This window comes from Rhodococcus sp. SORGH_AS_0303 (genome assembly GCF_030819335.1).
Lineage (GTDB): Bacteria > Actinomycetota > Actinomycetes > Mycobacteriales > Mycobacteriaceae > Rhodococcoides.
This window is the reverse complement of sequence record NZ_JAUTBO010000001.1, coordinates 972,377-988,785: the sequence shown is the minus strand read 5'-3', so window position 1 is coordinate 988,785 and position 16,409 is coordinate 972,377. Positions and strand designations below refer to the sequence as shown.

Genomic DNA, 16,409 nt, shown 5'->3' with positions numbered 1-16,409 from the left:
AGAAGTCCTGGCGCCGGCGCGCGAGTAGCGTTGTTCGCATGGCTTACAGATTTCTGGGCAACAGCGGACTCAAGGTTTCCGAGATCACCTACGGCAACTGGCTCACCCACGGGTCGCAGGTGGAGAACGACGTCGCGACCGCCTGCGTGAAGGCGGCTCTCGACGCCGGCATCACGACGTTCGACACCGCGGACGTCTACGCCAACGGCGCGGCCGAGACCGTGCTGGGCAAGGCGGTGGCGGGCGAGCGTCGTGAAGGTCTCGAGATCTTCACCAAGGTGTATTTCCCGGTCGGCGAGAAGGGCCCGAACGACACGGGGCTCTCGCGCAAACACATCTTCGAGGGCATCGAGAACTCGCTGCGACGCCTGGGCACCGACTACGTCGACCTCTACCAGGCGCACCGATACGACCACGAGACGCCGCTCGAGGAGACCATCGCCGCCTTCGGTGACGTCGTCCAGCAGGGCAAGGCGTTGTACATCGGTGTGTCCGAGTGGACCGCGGACCAGCTCCGCGAAGCGCAGACACTGGCCCGGCAGCGCGGTTTCTCCATCGTCTCCAATCAGCCTCAGTACTCCGCACTCTGGCGCGTCATCGAGTCCGACGTGGTCCCGGCGTCCAAGGAACTCGGTATCTCGCAGGTCGTCTGGTCACCGCTGGCTCAGGGCGTCCTCACGGGCAAGTACGTTCCCGGACAGCCGCTTCCCGAGGGCTCGCGCGCGACCGACGACAAGGGCGGCGCGGACATGATCTCGCGCTACATGAACGACGAGACGCTGACGCGCGTGCAGAAGCTGAAGCCGATCGCCGACGACCTGGGCATCACGATGTCCCAGCTCGCCATCGCCTGGGTGCTGGCCAACGACAACATCGCGGCCGCTCTCGTCGGCGCGTCTCGTCCCGAGCAGATCGCCGACAACGTCAAGGCGCAGGACGTCACCCTCGACGCCGACGTGCTCGCCAAGATCGACGAGGCGCTGGGCGACATCGTCGAGAAGGATCCGTCGAAGACGGTGAGTCCCGAGAAGCGTCTGGTCTGAGGTCAAGATCAGGTAAAGGATCGGTCAGATACGTCTGAAGGCGTGCAGGATCCGGGATGCCGGGGTCGAATGAGACAGGACTTCCGTACCCCGGATCCTTGCGGCCGACGGTGGCACCCTCACCACCATCGAGAATGCCATCAATTCCACCTTCGAACCCGTCACCGAGGCGGTCACCACCGTCGTCTTCTTCTCCGTCGACATCGGCGGCGCGTCGGTCCCTCTGGTCGTGATCTGGCTCCTGGCCGCCGCGATCATCTTCACGGTCACCTTCAAGTTCCTGCAGGTACGCGGCGCCACACACGCGGTGGAACTGGTCCGCGGGAAACACGACGACCCCACAGCACCCGGCGAGGTGAGCCACTTCCGCGCCCTGACCGCCGTCGTGTCCGGCACCGTCGGGCCCGGCAACATCGCCGGTGTCGCGGTCGCGGTCACCCTGGGCGGACCCGGTGCCACGCTGTGGATGATCCTCGCCGGCTTCCTCGGTATGGCCACCAAGTTTGTCGAGTGCACGCTGGGTGTGAAGTACCGCGACGTCCACGAGGACGGCACCGTCTCCGGTGGTCCCATGAAGTACCTCACCAAGGGGCTCGCGGAGCGCGGGATGAGCCGAGTCGGGAAGATCATGGCCACCGTCTACGCCGTGATCATCATCTTCTTCGGCATCTCCGGCGGAAACATGTTCCAGGCGAACCAGACCTACGCTCAGGTGCGCAGTGTCACCGGTGGCGACGAGGGTTTCCTCGGCTCGGACGGCGCGAAGTTCGGTTTCGGGCTCGTCGTCGCCGTGGTGATCGGGCTGGTCATCATCGGCGGGATGAAGTCCATCTCCGCCGTTACGGCCAAGCTGGTTCCCGCCATGGCCATCGTCTACGTGCTGGGATGCGCCGTGGTGATCGCCGTCAACATCGAGCAGGTCCCCGGCGCCATGAACGCGATCGTGACGGGTGCCTTCTCTCCCACCGGGGTAGCGGGTGGCGTACTCGGGGTGATGATCATCGGCATCCAGCGCGCCGCGTTCTCCAACGAGGCGGGACTGGGATCGGCCTCCATCGCGCACTCGGCAGTCAAGACGCGCCATCCGGTCACCGAGGGGTTCGTCGCCATGCTCGAACCGTTCATCGACACGGTCGTGATCTGCACGGCCACCGCTCTGACCATCGTCATCGCCAACACGCAGTCCTGGCAGGACCAGCGCGCCATCGTCGCGGAGACCGGTGCACTCCCAGCCGGCGGCGTCACGCTGACCTCGGACGCGTTCGAGACGGTGCTCCCCTGGTTCCCGTACATCCTGACCGTGGCGGTCGCTCTCTTCGCGCTGTCCACCGCCATCACGTGGGCCTACTACGGGTCGCAGGCGTGGACGTCCCTCTTCGGCCGCAGCGCCCTCGCCAAGCACAGCTTCAACGTCATCTTCTGCCTCTTCACCGTCGTCGGCACGGTGCTGTCGCTCGGATCCGTACTGGACTTCGCGGATGCGGCGCTGTTCGCCCTGGCCTTCGTCAACATCATCGGCCTCTACCTGCTGCTTCCCGTCGTGAGGCGGGAGCTGCGCGACTACATGGCGCATCGCCGGGGCGAGACGGTGGCGGTCGACGACGTGGACGTCACGGGCTGACCGCGCCTACGCCTCCAATGCCCCCGCGATCCGCTGTTCGATCTGTGCGTACGCCGTCGTCGGCAGCGTCACCAGGCCCTCGAGCTCGGTGCGCGCCTTGCGGTACGCCGCCTGTCGCTCGGCGGGGGTCGAGGCGCCGTCCAAGGCCATGCGCAGCAGCGACTGCGCGCGAGTGAGTCGGTTCTGCTCCGCCTCGCTGAAGTTTCCGCGGCGACGACGCTTCGCCTCGGACTCGGCGGCGGTGAACGCCACGGCGTAGTCGTGCACGGCCGAGCGGTAGAGCCGCTGCGCCTCCGGATCGCCGACCAGTTCGTCCGCCGCCGACGGCCGGAGCGAGTCGGCTTCGAGCTTGGCGCGGTGGAAGGCCACCGTCATCGGGTCGCGCATGTTCGTCATCATGGGGAACTCAAGCAGGTTGATGACGTCGGTCTCGTAGGCGAACCACCGAGCGTTCACGTCGTCGTGCTCGGCGAGCGCCTTCTCGACGGATCGACGTTGTGTCTCCGCGTCCTGCTTCGTGGACTTCGAGAGTTCGAGCGCTGCGACCTTGGCCTGCTGCTTGATGCGGTACCGCTCGAGGCGACGATCCGCACGTCGCTCGTTGGCGGCGCTGACCGCCTTGGCCGCACCCGCGATGGACCCGCCGAAGACGAACCACAGCCACCAGTACTGGCCGGCGAACTGCATCACACTGTCCATGCCGATCCCCTCTCGTCCGGCCATCGTAGCGAGGACCTGAGAACGCAGAACGACCCCGCACTCACGAGGAGTGCGGGGTCGTCCATGGGTGCTGCAGGTCTTACTTGGCCTTCTCGAGGACCTCGACCAGTCGCCAGTGCTTCGTGGCGGACAGGGGGCGGGTCTCCATGAGCTGAACGCGATCGCCGACGCCGGCGACTCCGTTCTCGTCATGGGCCTTGACCTTGGTGGTGCGTCGGATGATCTTGCCGTAGAGGGCGTGCTTCACACGGTCCTCCAGCTCGACGACGATCGTCTTCTGCATCTTGTCGGAGACGACGTAACCGATACGCGTCTTCCGGCTGTTGCGTGCTTCTTCAGTGGTCACTGTTTCCTCGCTCATGCTGCGTCACCTGCCGTGTCCTCGGAAGGACCTGCGGCGAGCCCGAGCTCACGCTCGCGCATCACGGTGTAGATGCGCGCGATCTCGTGGCGGACGACGCGCAGCCGACGGTTGTTGTCCAGCTGGCCGGTGGCCATCTGGAAGCGGAGGTTGAACAGCTCCTCCTTCGACTCACGAAGGCGGGTGATCAGTTCTTCGTCGCCGAGCTCGCGGAGCTCGGCAGCCGGGGTACCGGTAGCCATCAGAACTGAACCTCCCTCGTGATGATGCGTGCCTTGATCGGCAGCTTGTGAATCGCGCGCGTCAGTGCTTCACGAGCGATCTGCTCGTCCGGGTAGCTGAGCTCGAAGAGCACGCGGCCGGGCTTGACGTTGGCGACCCACCACTCCGGCGAACCCTTACCGGAACCCATGCGAGTCTCGGCAGGCTTCTTCGTGAGCGGACGGTCCGGGTAGATGTTGATCCAGACCTTGCCACCACGCTTGATGTGGCGGGTGACGGCGATACGGGCTGCCTCGATCTGACGGTTGGTGATGTAGGCGGGCTCGAGAGCCTGGATGCCGTATTCACCGAAGGTCACCTGAGTTCCGCCCTTGGCGGCACCCGAACGCTTGGGGTGGTGCTGCTTGCGGTGCTTGACCCGACGGGGGATCAACATGCGTCAGCCCTCCTTCTGCTCGGTCGTAGCGGGTGCATCAGCGGTTGCGGTCGCTGCGCGGCCGGCCTCGGTGCTGGTCGCCGTGGTGCCCGAGGCACCGCTGCGACGCGGACGAGACGGACGCTCACGACGGGGACGATCGCCTGCCGGAGCAGCGGCGGCGACAGCTTCACGCTTGCCACCGACGATGTCGCCCTTGTAGATCCAGACCTTCACGCCGATGCGACCGAAGGTGGTCTTCGCCTCGTAGAGGCCGTAGTCGATGTCCGCACGCAGCGTGTGCAGCGGAACGCGACCTTCGCGGTAGAACTCGGAACGGCTCATCTCCGCGCCGCCGAGGCGACCGGAGCACTGAACGCGGATGCCCTTGACGTTCGGCTGACGCATGGCCGACTGAATGGCCTTGCGCATCGCACGACGGAAAGCGACACGGTTCGAGAGCTGCTCGGCCACACCCTGTGCGACGAGCTGTGCCTCGGACTCGGCGTTCTTGACCTCGAGGATGTTCAGCTGGACCTGCTTGCCGGTCAGCTTCTCGAGCTCGGAACGGATGCGATCCGCCTCGGCGCCGCGGCGACCGATGACGATGCCCGGACGCGCGGTGTGGATGTCGACGCGAACCCGATCACGGGTGCGCTCGATCTCCACCTTGGCGATGCCGGCGCGCTCCATGCCCGTGGCGAGGAGCTTGCGGATCTGCACGTCTTCCTTGACGTACTCCGCGTACTGCTTGTCTGCGTACCAGCGGGACTTCCAGTCGGTCGTGATGCCGAGGCGGAAGCCGTGCGGGTTGATCTTCTGGCCCACTACTGAGCTCCCTTCCGGCGACCACGTGTCGAGCCGCCGGTCTTGGGCAGGCTCTCCACGATGACCGTGATGTGAGATGTGCGCTTACGAATGCGGAACGCACGACCCTGGGCACGAGGCTGGAAACGCTTGAGGGTCGCGCCCTCGTCGACGAATGCAGCCGAGACGATCAACGTGCTCGGATCGAGATCCAGGTTGTTCTCCGCGTTGGCCGCTGCCGAGGCAACGACCTTGGCGACGGGCTCGCTGGCAGCCTGCGGTGCGAACTTGAGGATGTTCAGGGCATCCTCGACGCTCTTTCCGCGGACCAGGTCCACGACGCGACGGGCCTTCATCGGCGTCACGCGAACGTGCTTGGCCGTGGCCCGGGCGATCGGGTTGTCGGTGGGGGTGAAGTTGGTCATCGCCGCTTCGCCTTCCGGTCGTCCTTGATGTGACCCTTGAAGGTCCTCGTCGGCGCGAATTCACCGAGCTTGTGTCCGACCATCGCATCCGAGACGAACACCGGGACGTGCTTGCGACCGTCGTGGACGGCGAAGGTGTGACCGATGAAGTCGGGGGTGATGGTCGAGCGGCGTGACCAGGTCTTGATGACCTGCTTCGTGCCCTTGTCGTTCTGAACGTCCACCTTTTTCAGGAGGTGGTCGTCGACGAACGGGCCTTTCTTCAGACTGCGTGGCATCTGCTACTCCCTCCTGATTATCGCTTGTTCTTGCCGGTGCGGCGGCGGCGGACGATGAGCTGATCGCTCGGCTTGTTCTTGCGGGTACGGCCTTCCGGCTGTCCCCACGGGCTGACCGGGTGGCGACCACCGGAGGTCTTGCCCTCGCCACCACCGTGCGGGTGGTCGACCGGGTTCATGACGACACCACGGACGGTCGGGCGCTTACCCTTCCAGCGCATACGGCCGGCCTTGCCCCAGTTGATGTTGGACTGTTCGGCGTTGCCCACCTCGCCGACGGTGGCGCGGCAGCGCACGTCGACTCGACGGATCTCACCGGACGGCATACGCAGCGTGGCGTAGGCGCCTTCCTTACCGAGGAGCTGAGCACCGGCACCGGCGGAGCGAACCATCTTGGCGCCGCCACCCGGACGAAGCTCCACCGCGTGGATGGTGGTACCCGTCGGGATGTTGCGGAGCGGGAGGTTGTTGCCGGGCTTGATGTCGGCCGTGGCACCCGACTCGATGGGCGAACCCTGCGAGATGCCCTTCGGCGCGATGATGTAGCGCTTCTCACCGTCTGCGAAGTGCAGCAGCGCGATGTTGGCGGTGCGGTTGGGGTCGTACTCGATGTGAGCGACCTTGGCCGGCACGCCGTCCTTGTCGTTGCGGCGGAAGTCGATGAGCCGGTAGGCGCGCTTGTGACCGCCACCCTTGTGACGGGTGGTGATGCGGCCGTGTGCGTTGCGGCCACCGCGGCCGTGCAGCGGGCGGATGAGCGACTTCTCCGGTGTCGAGCGCGTGATCTCCGCGAAATCGGAGACACTCGCGCCACGACGACCGGGAGTGGTCGGCTTGTACTTACGAATTGCCATGTTTGTCTCGTCCCTTGATCCTCGAGGACCCTCTGAGCTCCGGCCGCTTACGCGACCGGGCCTCCGAAGATCTCGATGGGCTTGCTGTCGGCCGAGAGGGTCACGAGCGCGCGCTTGGTGCTCTTACGCGTGCCGTAGCCGAATCGGGTCCGCTTGCGCTTGCCCTGCCGGTTGGCGGTGTTCACGCTGGTCACAGTCACGCCGAAGACCTTCTCGACAGCGATCTTGATCTGCGTCTTGTTCGAGTCGGGGTGCACGATGAACGTGTAGGTCCCCTGCTCGATGAGCCCGTACGACTTCTCCGAGATGACCGGGGCCAGCAGGATGTCGCGGGGATCGGCAATGGTGCTCACTTGTCCTCCTCCTGTGAATCCGTTGCTGCCTTGGCCGGTCCTGCGATGAACGTGTTCAGTGCCTCGACACTGAAGATCACGTCGTCTGCCTCGAGGACGTCGTAGGTGTTGAGCTGATCGGGCGCGATGGGGTGAACGCCGTCGAGGTTCTGGACGGACTTCCATGCGGCCAGGTCTGCGCGGCCGATGACCAGCAGGACCTTCTTGCGATCGGTGAGCTCCGCGAGGAACGTGCGAGCACCCTTGGTGGAGGGCACCTGTCCCGCGACGAGCTCGGTGATCACGTGGATGCGCTCGCTGCGCGCCCGGTCGGAGAGAGCACCGCGGAGAGCTGCAGCGATCATCTTCTTGGGGGTGCGCTGGCTGTAGTCGCGCGGCTGCGGGCCGTGGACGGTGCCACCGCCGACGAACTGCGGTGCGCGGGTCGAGCCCTGTCGTGCACGGCCGGTGCCCTTCTGGCGGTACGGCTTCTTGCCGCCACCGCGGACCTCGCCACGCGTCTTCGTCGAGTGCGTTCCCTGACGTGCGGCAGCGAGCTGCGCGACGACGACCTGGTGCATCAGCGCGATGTTCGCGGTGCGATCGAAGATCTCGGCGGGGAGATCGACGGTGCCGTTGGTCTTGCCACCGAGCTCCTTGACGTCGAGCGTCAGGTTGGCTTCGGTCTTCTTCTCGAGACTGGTCATGCTCGCGCACCACCCTTCACTGCGCTCTTGACGATCACGACGCCGCCCTTGCGGCCCGGGATCGCACCCTTGATCAGCAGCAGACCGTTCTCGGCATCGACCTTGTGCACCGAGAGGTTCTGCGTGGTGATGCGGTCGCTACCCATGCGGCCCGACATGCGCATGCCCTTGAAGACACGGCCGGGGGTCGCGCAGCCACCGATGGAACCGGGGCGGCGGTGGACAGCCTGCGCACCGTGGCTCGCGCCCTGGCCCTTGAAGCCGTGGCGCTTCATCGTTCCCGCGAAGCCCTTGCCCTTGCTGACTCCGGTGACGTCGACGAAAGCGCCGTCCTCGAACTCGGCTGCGGTGAGCTCCTGGCCGATCTCGTAGCCTGCGGCGTCGGCGACGCGCAGCTCCGCGAGATGGCGGCGAGGCGTGACGCCTGCCTTGGCGAACTGGCCGGTGACCGGCTTGTTCACCTTGCGGGGATCGATGGCACCGAAGGCGACCTGGACGGCGCTGTAGCCGTCGCGCTCCTCGGTACGGATCGCGGTCACGACGTTCGGGTCAGCCTTCACGACGGTGACCGGGACGACGCGGTTGTTCTCGTCGAAGACCTGGGTCATGCCGAGCTTGGTGCCCAGAATGCCCTTGGCCGGACGCTTGATGTTGTCAGTCATGGTTGTCTCCGCGCTCACTGAATGTTGACGTCGACGCTTGCCGGCAGGTCGATGCGCATGAGCGCGTCGACCGTCTTCGGCGTCGGGTCGAGAATGTCGATGAGTCGCTTGTGCGTGCGCATCTCGAAGTGCTCGCGAGAGTCCTTGTACTTGTGCGGCGAACGGATGACGCAGTACACGTTCTTCTCGGTGGGCAACGGCACAGGTCCGACCACGCGTGCCCCGGTGCGGGTCACGGTCTCGACGATCTTGCGCGCGGACGCGTCGATCGCCTCGTGGTCGTAGGCCTTGAGCCTGATGCGGATCTTTTGTCCCGCCACGCTTATGTCCTCTTCCTTGCCCTGGTTAACCGTTGGTCAGGTCTCTCGTCTCCGGATGTCGATCCGGAGAACCCGGCAGTGTGCTGACCCGACGCCGGCATGAAGCCGAGCGCGAGGCGCATCCATGAGGACGAACGTGGCGGACTCTCGCATCCACGCACACGCGTGGCCAGGAGGAATCCGTTGCCGCTGTTCATCTGTCATGGTTCTCCGGTCCACGCGGTCGGGCGTGTCGCATTCCCGCACATGATTCTCCCTCGGCCCGAACTCGACCGGCGGGAGAACGCGGACCGGATGCGCCCATCGTGCCGGCGCAATCACTGCATGTCGTTCTCGTCGCATACCTCGACCGCGAGATCACGTCGCAACACGCACGACAGAGATCACCTCGGTCAAGGCAACCCGAACAGTATGACCCACGCCGGGGGTCGAGTTCAAATCGAGGCGGTACCGCGGCCGGAACGCACGGTCGATCGCAGCGATCCGCGCAGGTGGTACCCATCGGCACGTGTTGCAACCAGCGCGGACGACCGGTCAGCGCGCGGATTTACCGCGCCCGACCAACTTACCGCCGAGTAAGGTGCAGCCATGGCAACGGTCACCAGCACGTACGCGCTCTGGCAGCGACTCCCCGGCGGGATCACCCGCTCCCTGGCGTTCTCCGCGGGAATGTGTGTCCGCGTGCCCTTCTTCGCCACGGTCCTCCCCCGCGTACGGGAGCTCGCCCCCGGGCGGTGCGTGGTCTCCGGGCCCACGTGGTTCGGAGTGCACAACCACCTGGGCACCTTCCACGCCATCGCGGCCTGCAATCTGGCCGAGGTGGCGATGGGGATGCTCGCCGAGGCGACGATCCCCACGACCCACCGGTGGATCCCCAAGGGCATGAACGTCCAGTACCTGGCCCCCGGCAGATCCGGGCTCACCGCCACCGCGCTGGTCGACGATCGGCCGGACTGGGAATCGGTGACCAGCGGCGTGGAACTCGTCATCCCGGTCAGCCTGCGCGACGCCGGCGGCACCGAGGTCGTCCACGCCGACATCACCGTGTGGGTCAGCCCACGGTGACTTCCGACCGGCCTCCGGCCTGCCCGCGGTGACATCCGACCGGCCTCCGGCCTGCCCGCGGTGACGTCCGACCGGCCTCCGGCCTGCCCGCGGTGACTTCCGGTGCTCTGCTGTCGGTCAGCTCCCGGGAGGTGCTTCCGACAGCGCTGCCGGCCGGAAGGTGCGCTCGGTGAGCAGACGTCTCGGCGAGAAGGACCGGCGAACAGGGTCGTAGGCGCGGTACGGGAACCAGAACACCGCATGCGAGAGCCAGGTGACCGGTGCGACGAGCCACCGCAACGACCAGTTGGAGCGACCGTGGATCTCGAAACTGGTGATGCCGGCCTTGACGAACGACGTGTACTGCAGCGGCGGTGTCAACGCGCGCCGCGGCGAGATGTCGGCCCACATCTCGGTGGGCTGGACGATGGAGTAGCCGGCCTCGATGAGACACAGCGCGAAGTCGATGTCCTCGTGCACGTCGGAACGGGACGTCAGCTTGTCCTGGACCGCGTCCCAGGCCTCCAGCCGCACCGCCATGTTGGCGCCGTGCATGTTGTCGATCTTCATGCCGTTGCCCAGGACCTTCGCCCGGACGAGCGCGTCGACGAGCCATTTCTTCGACCTGGTGAACGGTGAGTCGTAGGGCGCGCTCAATCCCGTAATACCACCGAGATTGAGATCGGAATCCGCGTCCCGGAATGTCTGCTTCACGGCGGACACCCATCCGGCGCCGATTCGGGTGTCCGCGTCGATACGCCCGATGATGTCCGATGTCGCTTCCCGGAAACCTGTATTACGGGAGAAGAACAATCCTTTTCGCGGTTCGTGCACGAGACGAATCTTCGGCTCGCGCGCCGCGTACTCCTTCACGATCTGCACCGTGTCGTCCATCGACCCGTTGTCCACGACGATGACCTCGGACAACTCGTCGATCTGCGGCAACACGTGATCGAGACACGCTGCGATGTAGTCCTCCTCGTCGAGGACAGGAATGACGAGACTGGTGACCGTTCCCTGCAATGTCATGATCGGCGACCCCCTTTCCACCGTCGACAATAAGGGGACGCGCCGCAAAGTTCGACACGCTCGCGGCCGTGGCGCACAGCCGGAGAATCAGACTCCGAGGGACGCCGCCACCATGGGCCAGGATTCGTGCAGGTCCTCCTGCCAGTAGGCCCAGGAATGCGTTCCGTTGTCTCGGAACTTCACCGTGGCCGGAATGCCGAGTTGCGCCAGTCGCTCCGCGAACGTCCGCGTGCACGTGTTGGTGATCGACTCGATGCCGCCGCCCACGACGACCCGGTTGATCAGTGCGGGGACGTCCCCTGCGATGCGGGCACTCTGGAGAGTCTCGTCGAAGCCGGGCAGCCCACTTCCCGTGGTGACGTAGAGAGGAGTGCCGCGCAGCTTGTCCGCGTTGAGCAACGCGTCGTTGGCCGCCCACTCCGGACCGTCGTCGGGTCCCCACATGTTCTCCGTGTCGCCCCCGCCGCGCGCCTCGACCACGAGCTTGACGAAGGCGCGGCCCAGGTCGTCCGACGTGCCGGCACAGCCGCTGAAGGACGCGACCGCCGAGTAGAAGCCGGGTCGATCGGCGGCCAGCATCAGGACCGCGCTCGCCGCCATCGAGATGCCGCCGACGGCCTGGGTACCCGTCGTTCCGAGCGAGCGGTTCATGAGAGGGGGCAGCTCGTCCAGCAGGAAGGTCTCCCACTTGTTGCGGCCGAGCTCCGGGTCGTCCGCGACCCAGTCGGTGTAGTAGCTGAAGGCGCCGGCCTTGGGCACGACCACGTTGACGTTCTTGTCCGCGAAGAAAGTGGACACATCGGCCTGATCGGGCCAGTTGCTCGACGGATCCTCGCCGCCACTCGCCCCGTTGAGCAGGTAGTACGTGGGGCGCGGGGCCGAGGTGTCGGCCGGCCGGAACACCTGCAGCGGAACCGACCGATCCATCGACGGCGAGTACACGGTGACGAGGTACTGCTGACCGCCGACGAACTCCACGCTCTCCACCCGCGCACCCGAGCCGGTCTCGACCGCGGCGATCGGTGCATCGTCCGCTCGGGCGACGGTGGGGGTGGCAGTCATGAGCGCACCGACCACCGCAGCGGCGACCAGAGCGGTGATCGGCCGTCGTGTCCACGTCATCGTCGTATCCCTCTCGCACTGCACTCCCGGCGACAGTGCACTGCCGTCACAGCAGTGTCATGCGCCCCATCGCCTCGCACTCTAGGCGACGCCACAGACGGGCGTGCGGCCATGCACGAGCAAGAAGATTCGTCATTCCGGTAACACGGGCCTGAAACAGGACGATCATCGGGTACAGGCGGCCGAACGAGGCTGCGGCCCGGTGACAGCGTTCCGGCCCCGACCGAGACGAAGGCGGTACTTCCGATGGCGACACGACGACATACCTCCGCGGTGGGTGAGCCGATGGCACCGCGGGACGCGCTGAACTACTACTTCGAGAGCGAGCGCACGCCGGGCACCATCGTGCACGGCATCGTCGTGGACGCCGCCCGCTCGGACGGATCGCTCCGCACGCTTGCGGACGTCGAGCGCTTCGCGCGAAGCGTGCTCGACCTCCACCCTCTGTTCCGGCGTCGCCTGCGGACGACGATCGCCGACCTTGCCTTTCCCGTGTGGGTCGAGTGCGACGTCGACGTCCGCGCGCACGTGTTCGTCCACGATGCTTCCGCGGCCGACGAACATCCGGACCACTTCCTGCGTCGACGAGTGATGGACGCCTCGAGCACGCCGTTCGACTTCGACGTCCCCGCGTGGCAGATCCACCTCGTGAGAGGTCTGCGCGGAGTACCGGGCGTTCCCGAGGGCGGCAGCGTGCTCCTCCTCAAGGTGCACCACAGCGCCATCGACGGGATGGGCACCACGTCGCTCGTCCACCGGATGCTGGCCCCGCCGTCCGCCGATGTCTCGGCGCACCGCAACGACGTCTTCGACCGCGAGAGCATCGCCGTGCCGACCCCGTTCGCTGCTCTTCGTTCGCTTCCCCGCGAGTTCGCCGGTTTCGCCGGCCGCGGTGTCCGCCGATGGCGTACGGTCCGGCAGCTCGACCCTATACAGCGACCCACCGCCCATCACTACCCGGCCACGCGTTTCAATCGAAATCTCGCTCCGGACATGACGTTCGGAATGGCGTGGTTCGACCTCGATCGTGTTCGCGCGATCAAGTCCGCCGTGCCTGGCGCGACCGTGAACGACGTCGTCATGACAGTGGTGTCGATCGCGCTGTCGGACTACCTGGGCGGCGAGCTCCCGGCCACGAGCCTCGGGGCGTCGTTCCCCGTCAACGTGCGCACCGTCGACACGACGGGCGAGACCGCGAACCAGCTCGCGATCGCCGTGGTCGATCTGTTCACGGACGTCGCAGATCCGGTCGACCGTCTGCGCGCGGTCTCCGCGGCAGCACGCGACCGCAAGTCCGACCTCGCGACGCGGCTCCGCAGCCTCCCCTCCCATCCCATGAACTCGGCACCGGCCCCACTGCTTGCGGCGATCGCTCGACTGATGCCCCGCCGCCCCGCTGCCCCCACGACGACCGGCACGAACACGTTGATCTCCAACATCGCCTACGGCAACGACCGGATGGAGTTGGCGGGCGCGCCCGTGACGGGCGTGTTCGCACCCCTCCCCGTGGTGGAGGGGGTCCAACTCGCGCACGTCGTCGTGTCGGCCGGCGGTCGGATGTGCCTGACCGCGGTGTCCCACCGCGCCCTGATGCCGGACGTCGACCACTACACGGCACTGCTCGCCTCGGCGGTGGACACGCTCGCGGTCGCGACCGACACCAGCGAGCGCGCGTCCGTCGCCACCGTTGCTTAGCATGCCTACAGTTTTGTTACAGCGTAAAAACGGGCATAAAGCTTGTACAGAACGTTCGGTCGGAGTAGCTTTCCCCTTCATCACATCGCTGAAGGGCCGGAACATGACCATGGCACGTCGGGGCACGGCCGAACGTGGTACCGCCATGCACGCACGCGACGCCCTCAATTTCTTCTTCGAGTCGCCGCTGACGTCCGCCGCCGTGGTGCACTGCTACGTCCTGGCCGACGGCGCGTCCGTGCGCTCCGTCGCCGATGCCGCCGAGTTCGGGCGCGGCATCCTCGCGCTCGACCCGCTCTTCACCCGGCGGCTGGTGTCGGTCCCCGCGAACCTGGCGTTCCCTCACTGGGTACCGACCGAGGTCGACGTCACCGAGCACGTCTACGTGCACACGCCGCCGGCGGGACAGAGCCGCGACCTGCTCGTGTCGATGATCACCGACTTCACGACCACACGGCTGCCGCGTGAACGCCCGCCGTGGCAGTTCCACTTCGTCCTCGACGTCACCGGCATCGACGGGGTGGCCGAGGGCGCCACCGTGGTGATCTTCCGGAGCCACCACAGCGCGATCGACGGCATGGGGTCCGTCGAACTGGTGAACCGCGTCTTCGGCCCGAACCCGACACCGCGCGTGGACCCGGACACTGCGGTGGACGTCCCGGGTCCCGTCCGAGCGGCACGCGCACTTCCGCGCGACATCGTGACCCTCACGGGAGCGGCGCTGCGGCGGCGAACGGCGGCCCGCGCACTGAAGGCCTCGTCCGACTCCGGCACCGCAGCGCACGAATCCTTCCCCGCCACGCGCTTCAACCGTCGAGTACGCCCGTCGATGGTCTTCGACATGACGTTCTTCGAGATGAGCCGTGTCCGCGCACTGAAGAACAGGGCCGGAGGCGTCACTCTCAACGACGTCATGGTCACGGTCGTCTCGCTCGCGCTGTCCGCGTATCTCGCGGAGGACGGTGAGCTGCCCACCGACTCGTTGGGCACCACCATCCCGGTGAGCACGCGCGCCATGGGGGAGAGCACCAACGCCAACCGGATCGCGGTCGCGACGTTGTCGCTGCACACCGATGTGATCGACCCGGTGGTGCGCCTGCGGGCCGTGCACGCGTCGGCGTCGCGGGCCAAGGACCACGCCACCGCTGTCGCCACCCGGCTGCCGACGCATCCGCTCACCGTGATGCCGGCGCCGCTGATGGCGTTGCTGGGCAAGACCATGAGGTCACCGGCCGCACCGGCACGGGTCGCCACCAACACGATGATCACCAACGTGCCGTACGGCGTGGGCGGAGTCACGATCGCCGGATCACCCATGGTGGGCGTCTTCGGGCCCCTCCCCACCGTCACCGGAGTGGCTCTGGCGCACGCCGTCGCCACCTTCGGCGCGTCGATGTTCGTGTCGGTCACGTCCGTGGACGACGCGATGCCGGACACCGCTCGATACATACGCCACATCCGCACCGCATTCGACCGTCTGGAGGCGGCGGTCGCTCCGCGCGACGCCGATCCTCCGGCGGCGCAGGCCGCCGTCACCCCCACGACGATCACGGTCTCGCCGTGACGTCCTCTCACTCGTTCCGCAGCCCAAACCCGCACACCGAAGGACACGCCATGGCGCCCCGACACAGCCGCACTCCCGTCACCACGACGGACACCCCTCGCGCATCCGTCGGCGTCTGGACGCATGCACCCACGTCTCTCCGCCGTCACGTGTTCGTCGTGCGTCCGGGATCCGAGAGCTCCACGCCGGATCGCATGTCGAGGCACTTGACCGACCTCGCCGCAGAGGCAGGTCTGCTCGGAACCGACGAGCACGCGCGGGTGACCGTCCACGCGCCGGGCGTCGCGGCCGGCCCCGTCGTCGCGCTTCTCGACGCCGCGCACCCGTCGACCGACGCACCGTGGTGCCTCGACGTCTTCACCGAGGTCTCGGGCTTCGATGCGGTGCCGAGCGGATCGGCAGTCGCCGTGTTCCGCTCCGCAGTCGGGCCCGTCGAGTCGCGCACGATCACCCGCATCGTCGAGACCGTCCTCGCTCCCGGCCGTCCCGCTCGTCCGGGTGGGCCCGTGGCACGCCACGCGTACCGACCGTTCGACGGTGCCGACGCGCCGGCGTACCCGGCACCACGGGGTGACGCCCGTTCACTCGTCGCGCAGTTCCCCACCGTCCGACTCGAGCAGATCTCCGCGGGACTCGGTCAGACCACGATCGCGGACGTGGTGTCGACGGTCGTCTCCACCGCCGTGCGGCGCGCGGTTCCGGCCGGGACATCACCCGTCACCGCTCTGCTCGTCGCGGACATGCCGGTCCCGCCGTCCGGGGTCGACACGCCCGACCTTCTGTCCTTCGGACCGCACATCGCGGAGGACGCGCGTTCCGTCACCGCCACCGTGTGCCGTGTCGGCGCAGCCACCGTGGTGACACTCTCCTCCTCGGTGCCTGCACTCGACCTCGCCACCGTTCTGCACCACGTGGAGGACGGGCTGCGAGGACTGGAGCACTCCGCCGCCGCCCAGTTCTCTCGCCTGGGATCACTCCCTCGCCACGCACGGGAGCGCGCGAACGTCGCCTCCTGACTCACCTGCCACCACACAGTCGAAACGGGTTCGGCCGCGTCCTCGGACGTGGTCGGACTCGGTCCACCACCACGGCTCCCACGTGGAAGAAGTAACATCGGTCGGGGTTCGCGGGATGACTTCGACAGTGCCGCACGCTCGACACGTCGCTCCGCGACCGACTCGGTCGGGC

General features: G+C 66.9%; 20 protein-coding genes. 6 read left to right on the top strand and 14 right to left on the bottom strand.

The annotated features are described in order from the left end of the window. Positions 1-38 precede the first annotated feature (38 nt). A complete protein-coding gene (locus QE449_RS04625) occupies positions 39-1,043 on the top strand; it encodes an aldo/keto reductase family protein (protein ID WP_222631698.1) in 1,005 nt (334 codons plus the stop codon). A gap of 229 nt (positions 1,044-1,272) precedes the next feature. After that, positions 1,273-2,664: a sodium:alanine symporter family protein gene (locus QE449_RS04620; RefSeq protein WP_307108303.1), complete on the top strand. Its 1,392-nt coding sequence runs from the start codon at positions 1,273-1,275 to the stop codon at positions 2,662-2,664. A 6-nt stretch (positions 2,665-2,670) separates the two neighbouring features. Here QE449_RS04620 and QE449_RS04615 read toward each other — a convergent pair whose 3' ends face one another. From QE449_RS04615 to rpsJ, 12 genes are all read right to left on the bottom strand, one after another. Then, entirely contained in the window at positions 2,671-3,363 is a 693-nt protein-coding gene (locus QE449_RS04615; protein WP_056442399.1) for a hypothetical protein, read from the bottom strand. 100 nt (positions 3,364-3,463) lie between these two features. Further along, entirely contained in the window at positions 3,464-3,745 is a 282-nt protein-coding gene (gene rpsQ, locus QE449_RS04610; RefSeq protein ID WP_042575434.1) for a 30S ribosomal protein S17, read from the bottom strand. Continuing rightward, on the bottom strand, positions 3,742-3,987 hold the full coding sequence (gene rpmC / locus QE449_RS04605) for a 50S ribosomal protein L29 (protein WP_027504654.1): 246 nt from the start codon (positions 3,985-3,987) through the stop codon (positions 3,742-3,744). The genes rpsQ and rpmC overlap by 4 nt, the downstream gene beginning before the upstream one ends. Beyond that, the gene (rplP, locus tag QE449_RS04600) at positions 3,987-4,403 is read right to left on the bottom strand and encodes a 50S ribosomal protein L16 (RefSeq protein WP_027504653.1); all 417 of its coding nucleotides are present in this window, start codon (positions 4,401-4,403) and stop codon (positions 3,987-3,989) included. Before rplP ends, rpmC begins: the two co-directional genes overlap by 1 nt. 3 nt (positions 4,404-4,406) lie before the next feature. After that, on the bottom strand, positions 4,407-5,210 hold the full coding sequence (gene rpsC / locus QE449_RS04595) for a 30S ribosomal protein S3 (protein ID WP_027504652.1): 804 nt from the start codon (positions 5,208-5,210) through the stop codon (positions 4,407-4,409). Next, complete coding sequence (gene rplV, locus QE449_RS04590; RefSeq protein WP_027504651.1) at positions 5,210-5,614, bottom strand: 50S ribosomal protein L22; 405 nt, start codon at positions 5,612-5,614, stop codon at positions 5,210-5,212. The genes rpsC and rplV overlap by 1 nt, the downstream gene beginning before the upstream one ends. Further along, complete coding sequence (gene rpsS, locus QE449_RS04585) at positions 5,611-5,892, bottom strand: 30S ribosomal protein S19 (protein ID WP_027504650.1); 282 nt, start codon at positions 5,890-5,892, stop codon at positions 5,611-5,613. Before rpsS ends, rplV begins: the two co-directional genes overlap by 4 nt. Before the next feature lie 17 nt (positions 5,893-5,909). Next, complete coding sequence (rplB, locus tag QE449_RS04580; RefSeq protein WP_027504649.1) at positions 5,910-6,746, bottom strand: 50S ribosomal protein L2; 837 nt, start codon at positions 6,744-6,746, stop codon at positions 5,910-5,912. A gap of 47 nt (positions 6,747-6,793) precedes the next feature. Continuing rightward, on the bottom strand, positions 6,794-7,099 hold the full coding sequence (gene rplW / locus QE449_RS04575) for a 50S ribosomal protein L23 (protein WP_027504648.1): 306 nt from the start codon (positions 7,097-7,099) through the stop codon (positions 6,794-6,796). Then, entirely contained in the window at positions 7,096-7,785 is a 690-nt protein-coding gene (gene rplD, locus QE449_RS04570; protein ID WP_027504647.1) for a 50S ribosomal protein L4, read from the bottom strand. The genes rplW and rplD overlap by 4 nt, the downstream gene beginning before the upstream one ends. Next, a complete protein-coding gene (gene rplC, locus QE449_RS04565; protein ID WP_027504646.1) occupies positions 7,782-8,447 on the bottom strand; it encodes a 50S ribosomal protein L3 in 666 nt (221 codons plus the stop codon). The genes rplD and rplC overlap by 4 nt, the downstream gene beginning before the upstream one ends. Positions 8,448-8,461: 14 nt before the next feature. Next, positions 8,462-8,767, bottom strand: coding sequence for a 30S ribosomal protein S10 (gene rpsJ, locus QE449_RS04560; RefSeq protein WP_003938093.1), 306 nt, complete (start codon positions 8,765-8,767; stop codon positions 8,462-8,464). Positions 8,768-9,355: 588 nt separating this feature from the next. Between rpsJ and QE449_RS04555 the strand changes: the two genes are divergently transcribed. Further along, complete coding sequence (locus tag QE449_RS04555) at positions 9,356-9,832, top strand: hotdog fold domain-containing protein (protein ID WP_307108302.1); 477 nt, start codon at positions 9,356-9,358, stop codon at positions 9,830-9,832. A 117-nt stretch (positions 9,833-9,949) separates the two neighbouring features. Here QE449_RS04555 and QE449_RS04550 read toward each other — a convergent pair whose 3' ends face one another. Together QE449_RS04550 and QE449_RS04545 are read right to left on the bottom strand one after the other, a co-directional pair. After that, positions 9,950-10,840 carry a glycosyltransferase gene (locus tag QE449_RS04550; protein WP_051613102.1) on the bottom strand — a complete coding sequence of 297 codons (891 nt, stop codon included), beginning with the start codon at positions 10,838-10,840 and terminating at the stop codon, positions 9,950-9,952. Between the two features lie 87 nt (positions 10,841-10,927). Then, complete coding sequence (locus QE449_RS04545) at positions 10,928-11,962, bottom strand: alpha/beta hydrolase family protein (protein WP_307108301.1); 1,035 nt, start codon at positions 11,960-11,962, stop codon at positions 10,928-10,930. Positions 11,963-12,208: 246 nt separating this feature from the next. Between QE449_RS04545 and QE449_RS04540 the strand changes: the two genes are divergently transcribed. The 3 genes from QE449_RS04540 to QE449_RS04530 all read left to right on the top strand — a co-directional run bounded on the left by QE449_RS04540 (position 12,209) and on the right by QE449_RS04530 (position 16,237). Continuing rightward, complete coding sequence (locus QE449_RS04540; protein WP_307108300.1) at positions 12,209-13,657, top strand: wax ester/triacylglycerol synthase domain-containing protein; 1,449 nt, start codon at positions 12,209-12,211, stop codon at positions 13,655-13,657. Positions 13,658-13,760: 103 nt separating this feature from the next. Continuing rightward, positions 13,761-15,221 carry a wax ester/triacylglycerol synthase domain-containing protein gene (locus QE449_RS04535; protein ID WP_307108299.1) on the top strand — a complete coding sequence of 487 codons (1,461 nt, stop codon included), beginning with the start codon at positions 13,761-13,763 and terminating at the stop codon, positions 15,219-15,221. Between the two features lie 50 nt (positions 15,222-15,271). Further along, the gene (locus QE449_RS04530) at positions 15,272-16,237 is read left to right on the top strand and encodes a hypothetical protein (RefSeq protein WP_307108298.1); all 966 of its coding nucleotides are present in this window, start codon (positions 15,272-15,274) and stop codon (positions 16,235-16,237) included. Positions 16,238-16,409: the final 172 nt, after the last annotated feature.